Raw genomic sequence first — 21,794 nt, 5'->3', positions numbered from 1 at the left:
GTCGACTTGGTTTGTCAGGTTCACCGAGGTGTCAGGTTTCAGGGCTGCTTCGCAGCCCAACGGGGATAAATCCCCTCGCCACAATTTCAGTGCTTGCGCGTCAGGAACTCCAGCAACGCCCCGGTCACGAATTCCGGATTCTCCAGATTGGAAATATGCCCCGCCTCCGGAATCGACACATGGGGGCAACCGATCAGCTCGGCCATTTCCAGCGACTCGGACGGCGGACGCGGTTTGTCCTGGTCGCCGCACATCACCACTGTGCCCTTGGCATCCAGCGCATGCAGGCGTGGCAAGATATCGTCCCGACCGAAAATGATCCGCCCCAGCGGTACGATGCTGGCGCGCAGGCGATCGCTTGGCAGCGCGGCCAATGTGGCGCGAAACTGCTGGTAGAGCGCCGATTGCGGGTCGATACCCGGTCGGAAGAAGATCGGCACGACAATGTCCAGCAACGGCTCGGGAATGCTGCCGCTGGCTTCGATCTTGTCGAACAGTGAAAAGTAGTACTGACGGGTCTGTTCTGGCTCGACGCCCACGTAAGTATCCATCAGCACCAGCGACTGGATCCGCGTGGGCGCCGCCAGCGCCAGCCGCGTCCCCCACATCCCGCCCACCGAAAGCCCCACCAGGTGGAAGCAGTCGATGCTCAAGTCATCCAGCAGCTCCATCATCTGGCGGGCCAGATCGTTCAGCGAACTCATGCCCTCCGGCATTTGCCCCGACTGGCCATGGCCCCAAAGGTCCGGAGCGATCACCCGGTAATGCCTGGACAACACCTCGATCTGCGGCGCCCACATGGCGTGGTCCCACAGATAGCTGCCGCCCAGCAGCACCACCGGGCCCTGACCCTGGTCCAGGTAGTAAAGGGGTTGTCCGTCGATCATTGCAATTGGCATCGAGAAACTCCTTGTCTGAATGTGCAAAGCCCCGGCAGCCTGACCCGATAAACGGCCAATCGTCAATCGCCACAGCTATCCCTACCTGAACGGACCTGTAAAGTCTGACAGTAGATTTGCCGCAGCGCCGGCGATAGCTTGGACACTCGGAACGACAGCGGATGGAGAATCCTCATGACTAAAGCTGAGCTTCAAGCGTTCGCCCAAGAGCAAGTTGATCTCCTGAAGCCCAAGGCTGCCAACACGGACAAACCGTCCGGCCAGCGAGCCAAGGGGAAACTGCAATTCTTCGAGGCGATTCTGGCCGCGTATGACAACTCCCAGACCCCGGAACAGTTCGGTTTGCTGGATGCGGTCAATGACAGCCTCCAGAAGATTGGCGCATTTGCTTCCGGCGTGACCTTTTTCAGTAAACCGGAAGAATGTTGCAAAAAATAAAGTCATCGCAAGCAAGCTCGCACAGAAGATTCGCGTCGTACACAAACCACTGTGGGAGCGAGCTCGCTCGCGATGAGGTCTTCATAGACGCCGCAAAACTACATTCCTTCCAACTCCGCCATCAAATCATTCAACCGATCCACCTTCTCCTCGGTGATCTCGCTGGCCGCCAGCCCATCGATGTAGTCGGCCAGTTCCTGCACCGTGCTGCATTCGAACATCGCCCGCAGCGGTACGTTGCGTTGCAGGGCCTTTTGCACCCGTGAGGCGATTTGCGTCGCCAGCAAGGAATGCCCACCCAGTTCGAAGAAGTTGTCCCGCACCCCCACCCGCTCGACTTTCAGCACCTGGGCCCAGATGTCTGCCAGGGTCTGCTCCAGTTCATTGCCGGGGGCTTGGTAGTCCTGGCTTTGCAACTGGCCGATCTCCAGGGCCGGCAAGGCCTTGCGGTCGAGCTTGCCGTTGGCGTTGAGCGGCAGGCGCTCGAGCCACAGCCAGTGCAGCGGCACCATGTATTCCGGCAATTCGGCCCGCAGGCGCTGCTTGATGCGTTCCAGGCGTTCGGCGGGTTTGAGCGCCGAGTCGGTGGCAACGAGATAGCCCACCAGATGCTTGCCATTGACGCCCTCCAGCACACCCACCGCCCCATCACGCACTTCCGGCTGTTCATGCAAGCGCGCCTCGATTTCACCCAGCTCGATGCGGTAGCCGCGGATCTTCACCTGATGGTCGATGCGCCCGACGTACTCCAACACCCCATCGCTGCGCCGCCGCGCCAGGTCGCCGGTACGGTACAGCCGCTCCCCCGGCGCGCCGAATGGGTTGGGCACAAAGACCGGGGCAGTACGCAGGGGATCGCTGACATAACCACGCCCGACCCCGGTGCCCGCCACGCACAACTCACCCACCGCGCCCAGCGGTACCAGGTCCAGCGCGCCGTCGAGCAGGTACAGACGATTGTTGTCGGTGGGCGTGCCAATCGGCAGATACGTACCACGGGTCGAGGCCAGGTCCACCCGGAAGAACGCCACGTCGTCGGAACACTCCGCCGGGCCGTAGGCGTTGACCAGACCGATGTCCGGGTAACGCAACAACCACTGGTGGGCCAGTTCCGGCGGCATCGCTTCGCCGGTGGGCAGCATCCAGCGCAAGCCGTCCAGACCGATGCGTTCCTGGGCAAGCATGCCCTGGATCAGCGACGGCACGCTTTCCAGCACGGTGATGCCCTGCTGCTGCACATGCTCCAGCAGCCCTTGCGGGTCGTGGGCAATGGCGTTGGGCACGATGTCGACCCGGGCACCGAACAACGGCGCGGCCAGGAACTGCCAGACCGAAATATCGAAGCTCTGGGACGCCGTCTGGGCAATCACATCCACCTCGCTCAGCGCCAGGTACGGCACTTTGCTCAGTTGGTTATTGAGCATCCCTCGCTGCTCCACCATCACGCCTTTGGGCAGGCCGGTGGAACCGGAGGTGTAGATCACGTAGGCGAGGTTATTCGGCCCGCTGTAGACCCCTGGGTTTTCCAGCGAAAGAGCGCTGGCCTGGACGGCTTCCCACACCAGCAACTTCGGTCGTCCGGAGCAGGCGAACTCGTCCAGCAACGCCTGCGCCTGGGCCTGGCAGGCCTGGGTGCAAACCAGTAACGGCGTGCGACTCAATTCGATGATACGGCCCAGGCGCTGGCTCGGCAGGCCGGGATCCAGCGGCAGGTAGCCGGCACCGGCCTTGAAGCTGCCGATGATCATACCCAGCAGCTCGGCATCCCGTTCGGCCAGCAGCGCTACGGGCTGATCCAGGCCGACACCGGCAGCGATCAGGGCGTGGCCGAGGCGGTTGCTGCGTGCATTCAGCTCGGCGTAGCTGTAGCTCGTGTCCAGGCAACTGACCGCAGGGCGGTGGGGATGAGCCGCGACCCGCGCCTCGAACAGCTCGACGTAGCTCTGTTCCAACGGATAGGCATGTTCGCTCTGGTTGCAGCCTTCGATCAGGAAATCCTGCTCTTGGGCACCGATCAGCGGCAACTCGCTCATGTCACCGTGCAAGCCCTCCATCAGCGCCAGCAGCAGCCGCTTGAACTCACTCAGCAAGCCCTGGACGGTGGCCTCATCGAAGTAGCGCTGGTCGTAGGAAAGGTGCAGCCCCAGGTCATCGCCCGGGTAGCAGACCGCCGTCAGCGGGAAGTTGGTGTGGGTGCGGCCCGAGTCCGAAGTGGCGTTGAGGCTTTGGGCGCGGTCCAGCACCGAGACCTCCACGGGCGCATTCTCGAACACGAACAAACTGTCGAACAGCGGCTGGCCCTTGGGCAGTTCGCTGGCCTCCTGGATGCTCACCAGCGGCAGATATTCGTATTCGCGCAGTTGCATATTGTGGTCCAGCAAATCGCTGAGCCACTGGCGCACGCTGCAACGTTGATGGTCCTCGGGCATCTGCACGCGCAAAGCGATGCTATTGATGAACAGCCCCACAGTGCGTTGCATCTGCGGCAGCTCCACCGGGCGCCCGGCCACGGTGACGCCGAACAGCACGTCGCGGTCGCCGCTGACCCGCCGCAGGACCAGGGCCCACGCCGCTTGGGCGAAGGTGTTGACCGTCAGTTGATGGGCCTGGGCCAGTTCCCGCAGCCGTGCGCCGTCCCGGGCATCGAGACGGGTGTAGCAGTCGCCGACGATCATGCCGCCGCTGTCACCGGCGTGCTCGCGCAGGAACGGCCGGTCGCCAGGGATCGGCGTGGTCCGCTCGAAACCTTGCAGGTTGCGCTGCCACCACTGGCGGGCTTCGGCCAGGCTCTGGCGCTGCAACCAGCCGATGTAGTCGCGATAGCGCGGCGGCACGGTCAACTGCGGTTCGCGGTTTTCACCCAGGGCGGTGTAGATCTCGAAGAAGTCGTCCATCAGCAGCGAACGGCACCACGCATCGATGAGAATGTGGTGGTTACTCATCATGAACCAGTAGCGTGCCGCGCCGACCCGAATCAGCCGCAGATGGAATGGCGCCTGGTTCAACAGATCGAAACCGGCCTCTCGCTCGTTCTTGAGCAGTGCCTGGAGCTTGGCTTCCTGGGCGTCTTCGGGCACCTCGGACCAGTCGAGATAATCCACCGGCGTGCTGCCGGGCCGGTGGATAATTTGCAGCATGTCTTCGCCAACGTTCCAGCAGAACGACGCGCGCAAGGCTTCGTGACGGGCGATAACCGCCTGCCAGGCCTGGGCAAAACGCTGCGGGTCCAGTTCGCTGTTGATGCGGTAGCGATCCTGCATGTAGTACAGGCCCGTGCCCGGTTCCAGCAAGGTGTGCAGAAGCATGCCTTCCTGCATCGGCGTCAGCGGGTAGACGTCTTCGATCTGCCCGGCGGGCACCGGCAGGCTGTCGAGCTGGCCCTGGGTCAGCTTCGCCAAGGGGAAGTCCGATGGTGTCAGGCCGCCCGCCTCGTCTGTCAGGCAGTGCTCGATCAGGCGTTGCAACTCATCGAGGTAGGCATCGGCCAGGGTCGCGATGGCCTGACGATCATGCCGTTCGCGGCTGAACGTCCAGCGCAGCACCAACTCGCCACCGCTGACCTGGCTGTCGATACTCAGCTCATTGGGCAGCGGCGCATCGGGATCGTGGATCGCCCCCAACGGCGCCTCCAGCGGCTGGAACAGCGCATCATGACCCAAGGTCTGGTCGAGCTGGCCCAGGTAGTTGAAGGTGATCGCCGCATGCGGCAGGTTGGCCATCGTCTGGCGAGTCGCGGCGTCGGCCAGGTAGCGCAATACGCCATGGCCGAGGCCCTTGTGGGGCACTGCGCGCAATTGTTCCTTGATGGCCTTGATAGACGCTCCGAAGTCTTCGGCCGCTGGGCTCAGGCGCACGGGATAGACACTGGTGAACCAGCCGACGGTGCGGGTCAGGTCAATGTCGTCGAACAGCGCTTCGCGGCCGTGGCCTTCAAGCTGGACCAGGGCCGAGGCATGGCCGCTCCAGCGGCACAGCACACGGGCCAGGGCGGTAAGCAGCAGGTCGTTGACTTGGGTGCGGTAGGCGCTCGGCGCCTGTTGCAACAGTTGCCGGGTGCGCCCGGCGTCCAGGCGCACGCTGACGGTTTCAGCATGACGTTCCAGGAGCCCGCCCTCGGGATTTGCGCACGGCAGCGGCACCTGCGTGCCGCTCAACTGTGCTTGCCACCACGCCAGTTCTTCGCGCAGAGATTCGCTGCCGGCGTAAGCCTGCAAGCGCGCGGCCCAATCCCGCAATGGGCTGGTCTTGGCTGACAATTGCGCCGCCTGCCCGATGGCGAGCGGGCGGTAGACGGTTTGCAAATCGTCCATCAACACCCGCCACGACACACCGTCGACCACCAGGTGATGGATGACGATCAGCAACCGTTGCTGGCCGTCGGGGAACTGCGCCAGCACTGCGCGCAGCAATGGCCCGGTGGCCAGATTGAAGCGGCTCTGCGTCTCGGCAAACAACGCTTCGCAATCCTGCGCGGTGTCCACGGACACGTGCCGCAACAGCGCCGCGTCAGACAACGGCTGGTGCTCGGCCCGCCAGTGCCCGGTGCTTTCGTCGAAGCCCAGGCGCAAGGCATCATGGTGCTGGAGGAGGCTGCGCAGTGCCTGTTCCAGCGGTTGCGGCGCCAGGGCCGTAGTCGGCTCCAGCACCAGCGCCTGATTCCAGTGATGCCGGTTGGGGATCGGGCGCTCGAAGAACCAGTGCTGGATCGGCGTCAACCCGGACTCACCCTGCAACAGGCCCTGCTCGGCAAGCACCTGCTGGCTGCGCGTGGCAACCGCGGCCAAAGTCTGCACGGTCTGGTGCTGGAACAAGTCCCGGGGGGTGAAATGAATGCCCTGCTGCCGAGCGCGGCTGACCACCTGGATGGACAGGATCGAATCGCCGCCCAGCTCGAAGAAATTATCGTTGAGGCCCACCTGCGTCACGTTCAGCACGTCGCACCAGATCGCCACCAAGGTCTGTTCCAGGGCATTGCTCGGCGCCACGTAGTGTTGGCGATTGAGTTCGGGATCGGGCATCGGCAAGGCGCGGCGGTCGAGCTTGCCGTTGGCGGTCAGCGGCATGCTCGCCAGCAGGATCAGGTGCGTGGGCACCATGTAGTCCGGCAACTGGGCCTTGAGGTGGTTTTTCAAGGCGTCGCGCAGGGCCGCTTGTCGCCCGTCGTCCTGGCTGGCGACGTCGCTCACCAGATAGCCGGCCAGTTGCTTGCCCCCCGGCGTGTCGAGGGCCAGTACCACGGCCTCGCGCACCGCGTCATGTTCCAGCAAACGGGTTTCGATTTCCCCCAGCTCGATACGGAAGCCGCGGATTTTCACCTGATGGTCGATCCGTCCCAGGTACTCCACCAGCCCATCGGCACGCTGGCGCACCAGGTCGCCGGTGCGATACAGGCGCCCACCGTCGGTGGCGAACGGGTCGGCGACGAAACGCTCGGCGGTCATCCCCGGACGCTGGTGATAACCCTGGGCCAGACCGGCGCCACCCACATACAACTCACCCGTGGCGCCTGGCGGCACCAACGCCAGGTCGGCGTCGAGGATGTATGCCATGCGGGCGCCAATCACGCTGCCAATCGGCACACTGGCCGCGCCCTCCTCCAATTGCTCGGGGGCCAGGCTCGCCAGAGGCATGACCACGGTTTCGGTCGGACCATAGGCATTGAAGAACAGGCTCGGGTTGAACGCCGCGCGAATGCGCTGCAAATGCTCGCCCGTCAGGGCTTCGCCACCGGTGATGCACATGCGCACCGGCAGGGTCTGTCCCTGGGTCGCCAGCCACTGCGCCAGCTGGCTGCCGTAGCTGGGGGTGAAGCCAAGAATGTTGATGCGATGCTGGCGAATCAGCCCGCAGATTTCCTCGGCGTCCCATTGGCCCTGGGCCCGCAGCACCACGTGGGCGCCACTGAGCAATGGCACCAGCAGACGTTCAGTGGCCGCATCGAAGTTGATGGAATAGAAATGCAGCTCGCAATCGTCCGGGCGCATGCCGAAACGCTGGATCACTGCCTGGCAATGCATGGCGATTTCACCATGGGACACCACCACGCCCTTGGGCTTGCCGGTGGAGCCGGAGGTGTAGATCAGGTAGGCCTGGTGTTGCGGCAGATTGATCAACGGCAGCGCGTGATCCGGGTACTGCGCCAAGGCCGGCGAATCATCTTCCAGGCACCAGCAGCCCACGCCGTCGGGCAATGCACCGAGGGCCTGGAGCATCGCCCGGTCGCTGAGCAACAGGCTGATGCCACTGTCTTCGATCATGTAGTGCAGGCGATCCAGCGGGTATTCCGGATCCAGCGGCACGTAGGCACCGCCGGCCTTGAGAATCGCCAGCAGGCCAATGACCATTTCCAGCGAACGCTCCAGGGCCAGGCCGACACGTACCTGCGGCCCGACGCCTCGCTCGCGCAGCATCCAGGCCAGACGATTGGCACTGCTGTCCAGTTGCGCATACGTCAAGGTCTGCCCGGCAAAAGTCAGGGCCGGCGCATCGGGACGCATCCGCGCCTGTTCGTCGAACAACTCATGGAGGCATCGATCCAGGCGATGCTCACCAGCCTCGACACCCAGGCTGTCGAGCAGTTGTTGCTGCTCGCGGGTGTCCAGCAACGGCAGTTCGCTCAGGCGTCGGGCCGGATCGTCCAGCAACGCTTCCAGCAGATTGCGCCAGTGCCCGGCCATGCGCGCGATGCGCGGTTCGTCGAACAGGTCGGTGCTGTAGGTCAGGCAGCAACCCAGGCGTTGGTCCAGGTCGGTGACTTCCAGGTTGAGGTCGAACTTGGTGGCCCGGGCGTCGTTGACCAGGTATTCCACCGTCATGCCGGCCAACGTGCGGCTCTGCTGGAACTCCCAGCGCTGCACGTTGCACATCACCTGGAACAGCGGGTTGTAAGCCGCACTGCGCGGCGGTTGCAGGGCTTCCACCAGATGATCGAATGGCAAATCCTGGTGGGACTGGCCTTCGATGACGGTGTGGCGCACCTGTTCGAACAGCTCGCCCACCGACATCTGCCCGTCGAGCTGGCAACGCAACACTTGGGTGTTGAGGAACGCACCGATCAGCCCTTCGCTTTCCGGGCGGATGCGGTTCGCCACCGGCGCGCCGATGCGCAAGTCGGTCTGGCCGCTGTAGCGGTAGAGCAACACGGCCAGGGCGGCGGTCATGGTCATGAACAGGGTAAGGCCCTGTTGCGCGTTGAAGGCGCGGACCCGCGCCGCCAAATCATCGCTGAGTTCGAAACGGAACAGTTCACCGCGATGGCTTTGCACCGACGGACGCGGGCGATCGCCGGGCAGCTCCAGCAGCGGATGTTCGCGACCCAGTTGCGTGGTCCAGTAGTCCAACTGCCGTTGACGCTCGCCGGACTCCAACCACTGACGCTGCCAGACGCTGTAGTCCAGGTACTGCACCGGCAAGGGTTCCAGGGGCGATTCGCGATCGTCGATAAAGGCTTCGTACAGCGCGCTCAGTTCACGGGCGAAAATGTCCATCGCCCAACCTTCGGTGACGATGTGGTGCAGCGTCAGCACAAAGTAATGCTCATGCTCGGCGGTCTTGACCAGACAGGCCCGCAGCAGCGGCCCAGTTTCCAGGTCGAAGGGCTTGTGGGCCTCGCTGTCGGCCAGTTGCTGCACCCGCTGTTCGCGGACATCAAAGGCCAGCATCGAGAAGTCCTTCCAGTCCATGCGCAGGCCCGTCTCGCCGTGCACCTGCTGGTGGGCCACGCCGTCAACGCTCGGGAACGTGGTGCGCAGGGTTTCGTGGCGCAGGATCAACGCCTGCAAGGCCGCCTCGAAGCGCCCGACATCCAGCACCCCGCGCAGGCGCGCCATGCCACCGACGTTGTAGGCCGGGCTGTCCGGCTCCATCTGCCAGAGGAACCACATGCGCTGCTGGGAGTAGGACAGCGGCACCGGTTGGCTGCGGTCAACCTTCTCGATCGGTGGCTGGCGGTTGGCCTGGCCGCTGGCCTGGATCAAGCGCACCTGTTCGGCGAAGGCCCCCAGCTCACTGGCCTCGAACAAAGTGCGCAGCGGCAGTTCGACATCGCAGGTTTGGCGGGTGCGGGAAATGATCTGGGTCGCCAGCAGCGAATGACCGCCGAGCGCAAAGAAATCGTCCCGCAGGCCAATGCGCGCAAGGCCCAGCACCTCGCGCCAGATGCCGGCGATTTGCTGTTCGAGGACGCTGGCCGGCTCGACGTGCTCGCGCACCTGCCACTGCGGCTCGGGCAAGGCGCGGCGATCGAGCTTGCCGCTCGGACTCAAAGGCATGACGTCCAGGCGCAGCAGTTGGGCGGGCACCATGTAGTCCGGCAATTCGGCGGCCAGGGCGGCCATGAGCCGGGTGTTCAATTCATCCTGGCCTTGGGCGACCTCCGGCGCGGTGTAGTAACCGATCAACTGCGGGCCGGCCGAGGTGTCGCGCACCAGCACCGCCACTTGGGCGACGCCGTCCTGGGCCAGCAGGCGCGCTTCGATTTCCTGCGGCTCAACCCGGAAGCCGCGCAGCTTGACCTGCTGGTCGAGGCGGCCGAGGTATTCGATCACGCCGTCGGCGTTCCAACGCGCACGGTCCCCGGTACGGTACAACCGTGCCCCGGCCGCCCCCAGCGGATCGGCGACAAAACGCTCGGCGCTCAGGCCCGGACGCCCGAGGTAACCCCGGGCCAGGCCCAGGCCGCCAATGCACAGCTCGCCTGGCACACCGGCCGGCACAGGATTGAGGTCACTGTCGAGTACCCGGCACAGGACGTTGCCCAAGGGCCGGCCGATTGGCGAGCGCTCAGCATCGGCCTCGGTGCAATGCCAATGGGTGACGTTGATCGCGGTTTCGGTCGGACCGTAGCGGTTGTGTAATTGCACCGACGGCAGTTGCGCCAACACCCGATTGCGCAGTTCGGCGGGCAAGGCCTCGCCACCAGAGAACAGCCGGCGCAGGCTGGTGCAGCGGGCGCTCAGTGGTTCATCGACAAACAGGCTGAGCAGCGGCGGTACGAAGTGCAGCGTGGTAACGCCAAACTGCTGCACCAACTGGGCGATGCGGTGCGGGTCACGGTGCTCGCCGGGGCCAGCCAGGACCAGTTGACTGCCGGTGATCAGCGGCCAGAAGCACTCCCAGACCGACACGTCGAAACTGATGGGGGCCTTTTGCATCAGCACATCGGTGGCATCCAGCCCATAGGTCGCTTGCATCCATTGCAGGCGCTCAGCCAAAGCCGCGTGGGTATTGCCGACGCCCTTGGGCTGGCCGGTGGAGCCGGAGGTGTAGATCACGTAGGCCAGGTGGTCGCCGTGCAGATGCAGGCCCGGCGGGTTGCTCGGCCATTGTTCCAGGTGCAGGGCGTCCATGGCGATGACACTGACGCCGTCGCAGGCGGGTAAACGCTCCAGCAACGCGGTCTGGGTCAGCAGCAGGTCGACGCCACTGTCATGGAGCATGTAGGCCAGGCGTTCGGCCGGGTAGTCCGCATCCAGCGGCACATAGGCACCGCCGGCCTTGATGATGGCCAGCACACCGATGAGCAACTGCGGCGAACGCTCGGCGGCAATCGCTACGCACACGTCCGGGCCCACGCCCTTGTCCCGCAGGTAGTGGGCCAGGCGATTGGCCTGGGCGTGCAGCTCGGCATAATCGAGTTGACCACCGTCCCAGCGCAGGGCGATCCGTTGCGGCGTGCTGCGGGCCTGCTCGTTCAACAGCTCCGGCAGCCATTGGCTGGCCGGCGCACACGGGGCCGCGCTCCACTGCTGCTGTTGGCTGTGTTCATCGACGGTCAATAACGGTACATCGCCGATGGCTTGCTGCGGATCGGCACAGACCGCCCGTAACAGATTGCAGTAATGCGTTGCCAACCGCTCGATGGTCGCCGCCTCGAACAGTTCGTCGGCGTAGTCGAACGACAGGGTCAACCGGCCATTGCGATCTTCTTCGCTGTGCAATTGCAGGTCGAACTTGGCTTCGCGGCTGTGCCACGACAATTCCTCGGCCAGCAGCCCCGGCAGACGGCGCAAGGCACCCAGGTCACGCTGCTGGTGGTTGAACATCACTTGGAACAGGCCTTGCTCGCGCGCCTCGGGAAACGCTTCGAGCAGTTGTTCGAATGGCAAGTCCTGGTGGGCCTGGGCCCCGAGCGTGGCTTCCCGGGCCTGGGCCAGCAGCGCGGCGAACGGTTGACGGGAATCGACCTGCCCGCGCAGCACCTGGGTGTTGATGAAGAAGCCGATCAGGCCCTGGGTTTCCAGGCGCGGACGGTTGGCGTTGGGCACGCCGATGCGAATGTCGGATTGCCCGGTGTAACGCTGCAACAGCGCCTGGAAGGCTGCTAGCAACAGCATGAACGGCGTCGCGTCATGGGCCTGGGCCACGTGGCGCAGGGCCTCGCCGAGGTCCTTGTCCAGGCGCAGGCTGTGCCGCGCGGCGCGGCGCTGGCGTTGCGCGCTGCGTGGGTGATCCGTGCCCAGCACCAGGGCCGATTGTTCAGTGCCCAGTTGCTGCTTCCAGTAGCTCAGTTGGCGCTCGGCCTCGCCCTGGGCGAGCCATTGGCGTTGCCAACTGCCGTAGTCGGCGTATTGCAACGGCAATGGCGCCAGTTCAGCAACCTGGCCTTGGGAGGCGGCGGCGTACAAGCGGGAGAATTCTTCGATCAAGACACTCATCGACCAGCCGTCGGCGATGATGTGGTGCAACGTCACCAGCAGTTGGTGATCATCCTCGTCGAGGCGCAACAGGGTGACCCGCAGCAGCGGCCCTTTCTCCAGATCGAACGGCGTGGCCGCTTCGTCTTCTCGAACCTGCCGCGCCCGGGCTTCGCGCGAGTCGGCAGGCAGGTCGCCGAGGTCGATGACATGCAGCTTGAATTCCCCTGCTGGATCGATCTGTTGCAGCGCCACGCCATCGCGCTCCAGGAACCGCGTGCGCAGGGACTCATGACGCTCGATCAGTTGCTGGAAACTGGTGCGCAACGCGTCTTCGTCCAGCTCGCCGCGCAGGTGCAAGGCGCCGGGAATATTGTAGGCATGGCTCGTCGGATCGAGCCGCCAGGTAATCCACAAACGGTTCTGGGCCAGGGATTGCGGCAACGCATCGTCCCGCGACCATGCGCTGATCGCTCCTTGAGGCTGGCCGCCGTCCTGTTGCTGGTTCGCCACCGCTTCGGCGAACGCGGCCAGGGTCGGGGCTTCGAACAGCAGGCGCAGGTTCAGTTCCAGCCCCAGGATTTCCCGTAGCCGTGCGATCACCTGGGTGGCGGCGATGGAATTACCGCCCAGCAGGAAGAAGTGATCATCAGCCTGGATTTGTTCGACCTGCAGCTGCTCCCGCCAGATTTGGCCGATGAGCGTTTGCAGCTCGGAGGACGGCGCAGACTCATCAGCGTCTTCTACCTCGGCTGACGGGAACTGTGCATAACTGTCCAAGCTGCCGTCGGCCAATCGACTGCGACACGCCGAGCGCTGCAACTTGCCGCTGGAGGTCTTGGGCAACGCGCCGGGATTGAGCAGCGCCACCACGCTCGGGGCTTGCTGGCAGGCCTCGGCCACGGCTTGGCGAATGGCTTTGATCAAGGCTTCGGGCGGCAGGATTTTCTGCACGCTGCGGCTGATTTCCGCAGCGATACCGATGCCTTCCTCGCCGTTGTCGTTGACCGCGAACGCCGCCACCCGGCCCTTGCGCACCACCTCCACTTCGCGCTCGATGGCTTGCTCGATGTCCTGGGGATAGAGGTTATGCCCGCGCACGATCAGCAGGTCTTTCAGGCGACCGGTGATGAACAGCTCGCCGTCGCGCAGGAAACCCAGGTCGCCGGTACGCAGCCAGGTCCGGCCATCGTGCTGGACAAAGGTCTTGGCGCTGGCTTCGGGGTTGCGCCAATAGCCCAGGGCGATGCTCGGGCCGGCAGCCCAGACTTCACCGACCTGATTGTCGGCCAACGGCTGCGCCGTAGCGGGCTCGACGATCAGCACCGCGTGCCCGGGCTGACTGACACCGCAACTCATCACCGCACTGCCCTGCCCCGGCTCGGCTCGGTTTTGCGCCAGTGCCGCATCATCCACCCGCAGCGAAGGAATGCCGTGGCGGCGTGGCGTGCCGGCGACGAACAGGGTCGCTTCGGCCAGGCCGTAGGAGGCCATGAAATTGTCCGGCGTGAAACCGCACGGGGCGAACTTCTCGGCAAACCGCTCCAGCGTGTCGAGGCGGATCGGCTCGGAACCGGAATAGGCCACGCGCCAGCCGCTCAGGTCGAGACGCTGCAGGGCCGAGTCACTGACCCGTTCGCTGCACAGCCGATAGGCGAAGTCCGGGCCACCGCTGATGGTGCCGCCGTATTCGCTGATCGCTTCGAGCCAACGCAGGGGGCGGGCCAGGAAGTAGGCCGGCGACATCAGTACGCACGGGACGCCGCTGAACACCGGCTGCAGCAAACCGCCGATCAAGCCCATGTCGTGGTACAGCGGTAGCCAACTGACGATGACGTCATCAGGGTTCAGGTCGATGCCAAAGCCATGGCGGATCAGCAACTCGTTGGCCACCAGGTTGCCGTGGCTGACCTGCACACCCTTGGGCAACGCGGTGGAGCCGGAGGTGTATTGCAGGAAGGCAATGTCATCGTCCTGCAGCGTCGGCATCCGCCATTGCCCGGCGCGGGACGGGTCGAGGGTATCGACACACAACACCGGCGGCGCCGATTCGATGGCTTGCAACGGCTCGCGCAGATCACTGCGGGTGAGCAACAGGCGCGGTTCGGCGTCGGCAATGATCGACAGCAAGCGCTCTTGATGATGGCGACGGGTGGACTCCGGCGGATAGGCCGGCACGGCAATCACCCCGGCATAGAGGCAACCAAAGAACGCCGCGACGTAGTCAGGGCCGCTGGGGAACAGCAGCACGGCGCGATCACCCAGCGCGGCCTCGGCCTGCAAAGCGGCGGCGATGGTCCGGGCACGCAAGTCCAGGTCGCGATAACTCAACACCACACCCTGCCCGGGGGTGTCGGCAAGGAAGCGCAGGGCCACCCGGTCCGGCGTCAACGCGGCGCGGCGCTGGAGGGCATGAGCCAGGGTGCTGGGGAGTTCGAACGCGTCGGTCATGGGGGTTTCCTGCCTGAATTCGGCTTGCAAGTTGTCCCCCATGGAACGGATAACCGCGGCAAATAATTAGTCGGGCAGCCGACTCACCGAGGCCTGCTGCGAAGCAGCCAGCTGCCAGGCACCGCGGCAATGGGTCGCGGCGCCGAGGCTGGACTTTATTGCATCAATAATTCTTCTTCTCAATTGACAATCATTATCATTAAGCCTAATTTGGCGCTCGATGTGTAGGACGGGTCCGGCATCCGGACGTCCTGCTAACTTTTTGCAGCAAGGTGAATTCCATGACGGAACAAGTATCCACAAGCAGGTGCGACTCACCGTTACTCCAGGCATTCGTGGACAACCGATTGATCCTGGTCAAGATCGCGGCACGCATTACCGGCTGCCGATCCCGCGCGGAGGACGTGGTGCAGGACGCATTTTTCCGGCTGCAATCGGCGCCCCAGATCACCTCCTCGTTCAAGGCGCAGCTCAGCTATCTGTTCCAGATCGTGCGCAACCTGGCGATCGACCACTACCGCAAGCAGGCGCTGGAACAGAAATACTCGGGGCCGGAAGAGGAAGGGTTGAACGTGGTGATCCAGGGTGCTTCGCCAGAAACCTCCCATATCAACTTTTCCACGCTGGAACACATCGCCGACGCGCTGACCGAACTGCCCAGCCGCACCCGCTATGCCTTCGAGATGTATCGCCTGCATGGCGTGCCACAGAAGGACATCGCCAAGGAACTGGGGGTCTCGCCGACCCTGGTGAACTTCATGATCCGCGATGCCCTGGTGCATTGCCGCAAGGTGTCGGGGGTTCGCGGGGATACCTTCGCCCGGCGGTGATTTTGCAGTGGCTTTGCTGGCCCCATCGCGAGCAAGCTCGCTCCCACAAGGGATTTGGGTGTTCACAACGTTGGTGTTCACCACAAATCCCTGTGGGAGCTTGCCCGCGATGGCGGCCTGATGACCGCCCCTCCCCTTACATCAACCCACACCGATCAAAAAACCGCTCACGCCCCAGGATCATCAGCGCCGCGCGTTTGTGAGGGAAATCAAATTCCTTTTCACAGTGGAAACACTGGTTGTGCAGGTGCCCGATCATCCGGGCATTGTCGGCCCGGGGCTCGGCGACCACGCGCTGGGTGCGCGGATCGTCCAGGAACAGGTAATGCACCAGCGCCGACAGCCAACTGGCCACCTTGTGCGGCCCTCGGTGTTGCTCTTCACCCACCAACATGTGGATGCCGCGATCGTAGTTGCCGACGTCATAGAACGGCGCGATCCGATCTTCCTTGGCCCAATAGGCTTCGAAATAAGCGAACGGCTGGTCATCGAAACAGCCGATCAGGGTCAAGACCCGGGGATCGGCCTGCAGCTTGCCCAGGTACTGGCGATGCTGTTCCAGGCTGCCCTCCTCCTGCCAGAAGCTCGCCACCCGCGGGCTGTTCTGCCAGCGGTTGAAACGTTCCAAGTCCTGCTCGATTTCCAGGGTGCGCAAGGACACCCAGGCCCCCAGCCGCGCATCGAAACGCCGATACACCTCGCCACGGGGTTTGATGGGCCGACGTGGATGGCGGCGGCCATCGGTGATGACCATCTGTTGCGGGTAACTGCCGTTGAACGACTCCCCCAGCCAGGGCTGCGGTAATTGCCAGAACATTGTGCGCTCGCAAAAGTACTCACCGGCACGTTCAGTGGCCGTCAACAAACCGCTGAGCAAGGCTTCGCCGGGGCGCTCGTCGAGGTGCCAGGTCAGGCGCTGGCAGTCGGGATGGCGAGCAAACAGCCAATAGCAGGCCGCCCATAGCGCCGGGCCTACTGGTCGGTCGCTGATCTCCTGCAAGTGCACGTGCAGCTCGGGACCGCGCGCAAGGCGCAGCCGGATCAGCGGCGCACCTTCGAGCATCAGGCTCAGGTGGCGTTCGGTTTCATCGGCGCCGAGGCGACGGCCGCCGGGCAAGGGCAACGTCGTCGGGTGGTTGAGGTTGGACATGGGAGGGGCTCGCGTATTCGTCGGTAGTCAACGTGGGACGTGAGCCAGGAAGGGAAATTTAGTGGCGCATTCAATGGGAATGCATGGGCACCAGATGAATCTGGTAGGGCTGGAAGATGTTCAGCAACTGACCGTTATCCCGCAGCATTTGCAGCAACTGTGCAAACGCCTCACTGGAAATGGGCGCCTGTGGCCGGATCAACGCGTAATGGTGGTAAACCTGATCGATGCGCTCAGACACCAGCAATTGCGGGCCGACTTCGGGATTGCGCAGCACGTAATCATTGAGGTACGAACGGGTCACCAGGGCGATATCCGCGCGCCCGCGCAGGACCATCAGCAGATTGCTATCGTGGGAATACGTCAGCGTGGCGTTGTATTGACCGGCGAGAAACTTGGGGTCGGCGTTGAATTCGGCAAAGGCGTAGTGATAACCGCTGAACAACGCCAGGCGCTTGCCCCTGAGGTCGGCGAAATAACTTTGCTGGCGTTCCGGTTGGCGCTGGGCGACGAAGACTTCCGCATCTTCCAGGCCCATGTCCACCGACGTGTGTGGCACATCCTGCCAACCCCATTCGGGATTCTCGAAAATCGCCATGTCGACCCGGCCCTGCTTGAAATCATTGAAGCGACGCGGGATCGATGTCGGCACCAGCACGAACTGATAGTCGGTTTGCGCCTGGTTCAAGGCCTCCACCATTTGCGGCAGCAGGCCGGTGTCGGCGCCGTTCTCAGGACGAACGGTATAAGGCGGAAAATGCGCCGCACCGATCCGTACCAGTTGCGCTGCCTCGGTCGGCAACACCAGGAAAACGGCCAGAGCAGCCAGCACCAGACGCGAGGTCATCCCCATCGGCGAAAACGTCAAGATAACCCACTCCCCAAAAGTCCCCATCAATAACAATCAAGCTAGGCGGTTTCAGTCACTTAGCCAGCCACGCACGGTCATTTAAGGTATTGCTCGATTATTGTTTTTCTTCAAGCACCAGGATCAGGGCTTGCTCGGCCAGCTCATCGAGGCTCAGGCTGCCTTCGGCGCGAAACCAGGTGGTGGTCCAGGACAACGCTCCCGTGAGGAACCGCCGGGTAATGAACACGTCACCGCGAATATACCCGGCCTCCTTGGCCTGGCCCAGGACCTCGAGCCACAAGTCTTCATAAATATCACGCAGGGCCAGCACGTGCCGCTGCCCTTCCTGCGATAACGAACGCCATTCATAGACCAGCACCGCCATGGCCTCGCCGGTACCGCCCATGATCGACTGCAATTCGCAGCGGATCAGCGCCAATACCCGCTCACGCACACTGTCTGCCTCGGCCAGGGCTGCGCGCATCAATGCGGTGTTGTAGCGGATGGTTTCTTCCATCACCGCCCGCAGGATGTCGTCCTTGCTCTTGAAATGGTGAAAAATGCTGCCCGACTGGATGCCCACGGCACTGGCCAGGTCACGCACCGTGGTGCGCTCGAAGCCTTTGTTGCGAAACAGGTGGGCGGCGGTCTGGAGCAATTTGCCGCGAGCACTGTCCGGGTCGGTCAGTTGCCCGTTGTCGACCAGCTCCCGCATCACGCCCAGGGCTTTTTGCTCGTCCACCCATTCTCTCCTACAGTCGATCAACCAACGCGCGAGCAATTGCACACCAAACCATCAGTGGCGCGGGCAATTTAAGCTGACCGAGGCAACCAAGCAAGCGCTCGGCCAGAAGAACCAGCGGTCGTTTACAAACCAAGCGCTTGCTTGGTAGTCTCGAACCACCTTTGCCGGAGGGAACGCCATGCCCAAAACGATCCGTATCGGTTGTGCCAGCGCCTTCTGGGGCGATACCTGTACTGCGGCGGCGCAACTGGTCGAGGGCGGGGCGCTGGATTACCTGGTGTTCGACTACCTGGCCGAGGTGACGATGTCGATCATGGCCGGGGCGCGGCTGAAGGATGCTTCGAGCGGATACGCCACGGACTTCATCGAGGTCCTCACACCGTTGCTAGGGCGTTTGCATGACAACGGGATCCGTGTCATCAGCAACGCCGGCGGGGTCAATCCCCGGGCCTGTGCGAAGGCCCTGCAAGCGGCCTGCGACCAGCGGGGCGTGCCGTTGAAGATCGCCGTGCTGCTGGGCGATGACCTGCAACCGCAATTCGAACGGCTCGCCGCCCAGGGCATTCGCGAAATGTTCAGTGGCGAACCCCTGCCCTGCGCGTGCGTGTCTATCAACGCCTACCTCGGCGCGCCCGGCATCGTCGAGGCGTTGCGCCTGGGGGCTGATGTGGTGATCACCGGTCGCGTGGTGGACAGCGCCGTGGTCAGCGCCGCCCTGGTGCATGAATTCGACTGGGCCTGGGACGATTACGACCGATTGGCCCAAGCCGCACTGGCCGGGCACCTGATCGAGTGCGGCGCCCAGTGCACGGGCGGCAACTTCACCGACTGGGAGCAAGTGCCGGATTACGAGCACATCGGCTTTCCCATCGTCGAGGTCAGCGCCGACGGCCAATTCACGGTCACCAAAGCCGAAGGCAGCGGCGGATTGGTCACGCCATTGACCGTCGGCGAGCAGTTGCTCTACGAAATCGGCGACCCGCAAGGCTATCTATTGCCGGACGTGATCTGTGATTTCAGCCAGGTCAGGTTGATCCAGCAAGGCAAGCACGCCGTGCGCGTCCACGGTGCCAAGGGCTTGCCGCCCACCGATCAATACAAGGTCAGCGCCACCTGGCCGGACGGCTGGCGCTGCACCGCCACCTGCCTGATCGCCGGCATTGATGCGGTGGCCAAGGCCGAACGCATCAGCCAGGCAATCGTCGCCAAGACCTCACAGATTTTCAGCCAACGAGGCTGGTCGCCCTACAGCGAAGTGAACATCGAACTGCTGGGCAGCGAAGCCACTTACGGCCAGCACAGTCAGCGCCGGGACAGTCGTGAGGTGGTGATCAAGCTGGCGGTTCGGCACCCGGAGAAACAGCCGCTGGTGCTGTTTTCCAGGGAAATCGCCCAAGCCGCCACCGGCATGGCGCCAGGGCTGACAGGGCTGGTCGGCGGCCGGCCGACGGTGTCACCGTTGATTCGCCTGTTCTCGTTCCTGATCGACAAGGCCACCTGCCGGCTCGAGATTGAACTCGACGGCCAGCGTCACCCTTGTCCCCTGCCCGCTTTCAAACCGCTGCACACCCTCGATCTGCCCGTCGCCCCGGACCTGCCCAAACCCCAAGGCCGGACCGATGCCAGCGTGCGGTTGGTCAAACTGGCGGTGGCGCGCTCCGGCGACAAGGGCAACCACAGCAACATTGGCGTGATCGCCCGGGACCCCGAATACCTGCCCTGGATCGCCGAGGCGCTGACCCCGGAGGTGCTGGTCGATTGGATGAGCCACGTGCTCGACCCGCTGCTGGGCCGGGTCGAACGCTGGTACCTGCCGGGCACCCACAGCTTGAATTTCCTGCTGGAAAACGCCCTCGGCGGGGGCGGTGTCGCCAGTCTGCGCATCGATCCCCAGGGCAAGGCGTTCGCCCAACAGTTGCTGGAGATCCAGATACCGGTGCCGCAGCACATTGCCGACCGGGTCGGCCAGGGAGAGTCGCCATGACCCGTGCCGCTCGGTCAAGCACATGACCAGCAGCTTTTGTGTGGCGAGGGAGCTTGCTCCCGCTGGGTTGCGCAGCGACCCCGATTTTTGCGATTGCTGCGCAATCGAGCGGGAGCAAGCTCCCTCGCCACAGGGTTTTGCGCATTTGTTCGAACATGAGGAACTCCAATGCCAGTCATCGAATCGCACCTTGACCCGCACTGCGCTGACTTCGCTCGCAACCACGCGGCGATGCTGGCCGGTGTCGAACAGCTGCGCCAGCTCGAACAGGCCGTGCTGGAGAAAGCCGCCCAGGCCCAGGGCAAGTTCGACCAGCGCGGCCAACTGATGCCGCGCCAGCGCCTGAACCTGCTGCTGGACCCTGGCGCGCCGTTCCTCGAACTGGCGAGCCTGGCCGGCTACAAACTCCATGACGACAAGGACGGTAGCCAGGCCGGCGGCGGCCTGATCGCCGGGATCGGCTACGTGTCCGGGGTGCGGGTGCTGGTGGTGGCCAACAACAGCGCAATCAAGGGCGGCACGATTTCCCCCAGCGGCTTGTACAAGACCCTGCGCCTGCAACAGATCGCCATGGAAAACAAACTGCCGGTCATCACCCTCGCCGAAAGTGGCGGCGCCAATCTCAATTACGCCGCGCAGATCTTCGTCGAAGGCGCACGCTGCTTCGCCAACCAGGCACGCATGTCGGCCATGGGCCTGCCACAGATCACCGTGGTGCATGGTTCGGCCACCGCAGGCGGGGCTTATCAGCCAGGGTTGTCGGATTACGTGGTGGTGGTGCGCGACAAGGCGCGCTTGTTCCTGGCCGGGCCGCCGTTACTCAAGGCCGCGACCGGCGAAGTGGCCAGCGAGGAGGAATTGGGCGGTGCACAGATGCATGCGCAGGTGGCGGGCACCGCCGAATACCTGGCGGAGAACGACGCCGACGGCGTGCGCCTGGCCCGGGAGATTCTCAGCCTGCTGCCCTGGAATGCACAACTGCCACCGCAGCCCGAACGGAGCTGGCCGGAACCGCTCTACCCTGCCGACGAATTATTGGGACTGGTCCCCGACGACCCGAAGAAACCCTATGACGTGCAGGAAATCATCGCCCGCATCGCCGACGGCTCGAATTTCCTGGCCTTCAAAAGCGAGTTCGACGCCCAGACGATTTGCGGTCACCTGCACATTCGCGGCCATGCCTGCGGCCTGATCGGCAACAACGGCCCCATCACGCCGCAAGGCGCCAGCAAGGCCGCCCAGTTCATCCAATTGTGCGACCAGAGCCGCACGCCGTTGCTGTTTTTGCACAACACCACCGGGTTCATGGTCGGCACCGAGTCAGAGCGACAAGGGGTGATCAAGCACGGCGCCAAGATGATCCAGGCCGTGGCCAATGCCCGAGTGCCCAAGCTGACCGTCGTGGTGGGCGGCTCCTATGGCGCCGGCAATTACGCCATGTGCGGCCGTGGGCTGGACCCACGCTTCATCTTCGCCTGGCCCAACAGCCATACGGCGGTGATGGGCGGTGCCCAGGCCGGCAAGGTCCTGCGCATGGTCACCGAGGCCACGCAGATCAAGAACGGCCTGACCCCCGACCCGAAGGCGCTGGACCTGCTCGAACAAACCACCGCGCAGAAACTCGACAGCCAGTCCACCGCCCTCTACGGCAGCGCCAGCCTGTGGGACGACGGGCTCATCGATCCGCGCGACACGCGCACTTTGCTGGGCTACCTGCTGGACATCTGTCACGAGGCCGAGCAGCGGCCACTGCAAGCCAACAGCTTCGGCGTGGCCCGTTTCTGAGGACGCTCCACGGCTCACAGGAGAACAC

At 63.8% G+C, this 21,794-nt stretch carries 9 protein-coding genes; 4 read left to right on the top strand and 5 right to left on the bottom strand.

The genetic code is table 11. The annotated features are described in order from the left end of the window. Window positions 1-86: 86 nt before the first annotated feature. On the bottom strand, window positions 87-899 hold the full coding sequence (locus BLU76_RS13025) for an alpha/beta fold hydrolase (RefSeq protein WP_092222982.1): 813 nt from the start codon (window positions 897-899) through the stop codon (window positions 87-89). A gap of 174 nt (window positions 900-1,073) precedes the next feature. On the opposite strand from BLU76_RS13025, the gene BLU76_RS13020 reads away from it, so the two are divergent. Further along, window positions 1,074-1,337, top strand: a complete 264-nt coding sequence (locus BLU76_RS13020) for a hypothetical protein (RefSeq protein ID WP_092144770.1) — start codon at window positions 1,074-1,076, stop codon at window positions 1,335-1,337. Between the two features lie 98 nt (window positions 1,338-1,435). Here BLU76_RS13020 and BLU76_RS13015 read toward each other — a convergent pair whose 3' ends face one another. Next, window positions 1,436-14,422 (bottom strand): non-ribosomal peptide synthetase, encoded by a 12,987-nt coding sequence (locus tag BLU76_RS13015; RefSeq protein WP_092222980.1) that lies wholly within the window; start codon window positions 14,420-14,422, stop codon window positions 1,436-1,438. 281 nt (window positions 14,423-14,703) lie between these two features. On the opposite strand from BLU76_RS13015, the gene BLU76_RS13010 reads away from it, so the two are divergent. Continuing rightward, entirely contained in the window at window positions 14,704-15,252 is a 549-nt protein-coding gene (locus BLU76_RS13010; protein ID WP_024619408.1) for an RNA polymerase factor sigma-70, read from the top strand. A gap of 136 nt (window positions 15,253-15,388) precedes the next feature. On the opposite strand, the gene BLU76_RS13005 is transcribed toward BLU76_RS13010, so the two are convergent. From BLU76_RS13005 to BLU76_RS12995, 3 genes are all read right to left on the bottom strand, one after another. Further along, window positions 15,389-16,402: a GNAT family N-acetyltransferase gene (locus BLU76_RS13005; protein ID WP_092222977.1), complete on the bottom strand. Its 1,014-nt coding sequence runs from the start codon at window positions 16,400-16,402 to the stop codon at window positions 15,389-15,391. 70 nt (window positions 16,403-16,472) lie between these two features. Further along, entirely contained in the window at window positions 16,473-17,249 is a 777-nt protein-coding gene (locus BLU76_RS13000) for a substrate-binding periplasmic protein (protein WP_092223099.1), read from the bottom strand. Window positions 17,250-17,367: 118 nt separating this feature from the next. Beyond that, the gene (locus BLU76_RS12995) at window positions 17,368-17,994 is read right to left on the bottom strand and encodes a TetR/AcrR family transcriptional regulator (protein WP_063322281.1); all 627 of its coding nucleotides are present in this window, start codon (window positions 17,992-17,994) and stop codon (window positions 17,368-17,370) included. 181 nt (window positions 17,995-18,175) lie between these two features. Here BLU76_RS12995 and BLU76_RS12990 point away from each other — a divergent pair, with 181 nt between their 5' ends. Both BLU76_RS12990 and atuC read left to right on the top strand, forming a co-directional pair. Further along, window positions 18,176-19,981 (top strand): acyclic terpene utilization AtuA family protein, encoded by a 1,806-nt coding sequence (locus BLU76_RS12990; RefSeq protein ID WP_092222975.1) that lies wholly within the window; start codon window positions 18,176-18,178, stop codon window positions 19,979-19,981. A 168-nt stretch (window positions 19,982-20,149) separates the two neighbouring features. Then, window positions 20,150-21,766, top strand: coding sequence for a geranyl-CoA carboxylase subunit beta (atuC, locus tag BLU76_RS12985; protein WP_092222973.1), 1,617 nt, complete (start codon window positions 20,150-20,152; stop codon window positions 21,764-21,766). Window positions 21,767-21,794 lie beyond the last annotated feature (28 nt).

It is taken from the genome of Pseudomonas sp. NFACC08-1, from assembly GCF_900106735.1.
Lineage (GTDB): Bacteria > Pseudomonadota > Gammaproteobacteria > Pseudomonadales > Pseudomonadaceae > Aquipseudomonas > Aquipseudomonas fluorescens_Q.
The sequence above is the reverse complement of the archived record's forward strand: the minus strand, read 5'-3'. Positions and strand labels throughout refer to the sequence as shown.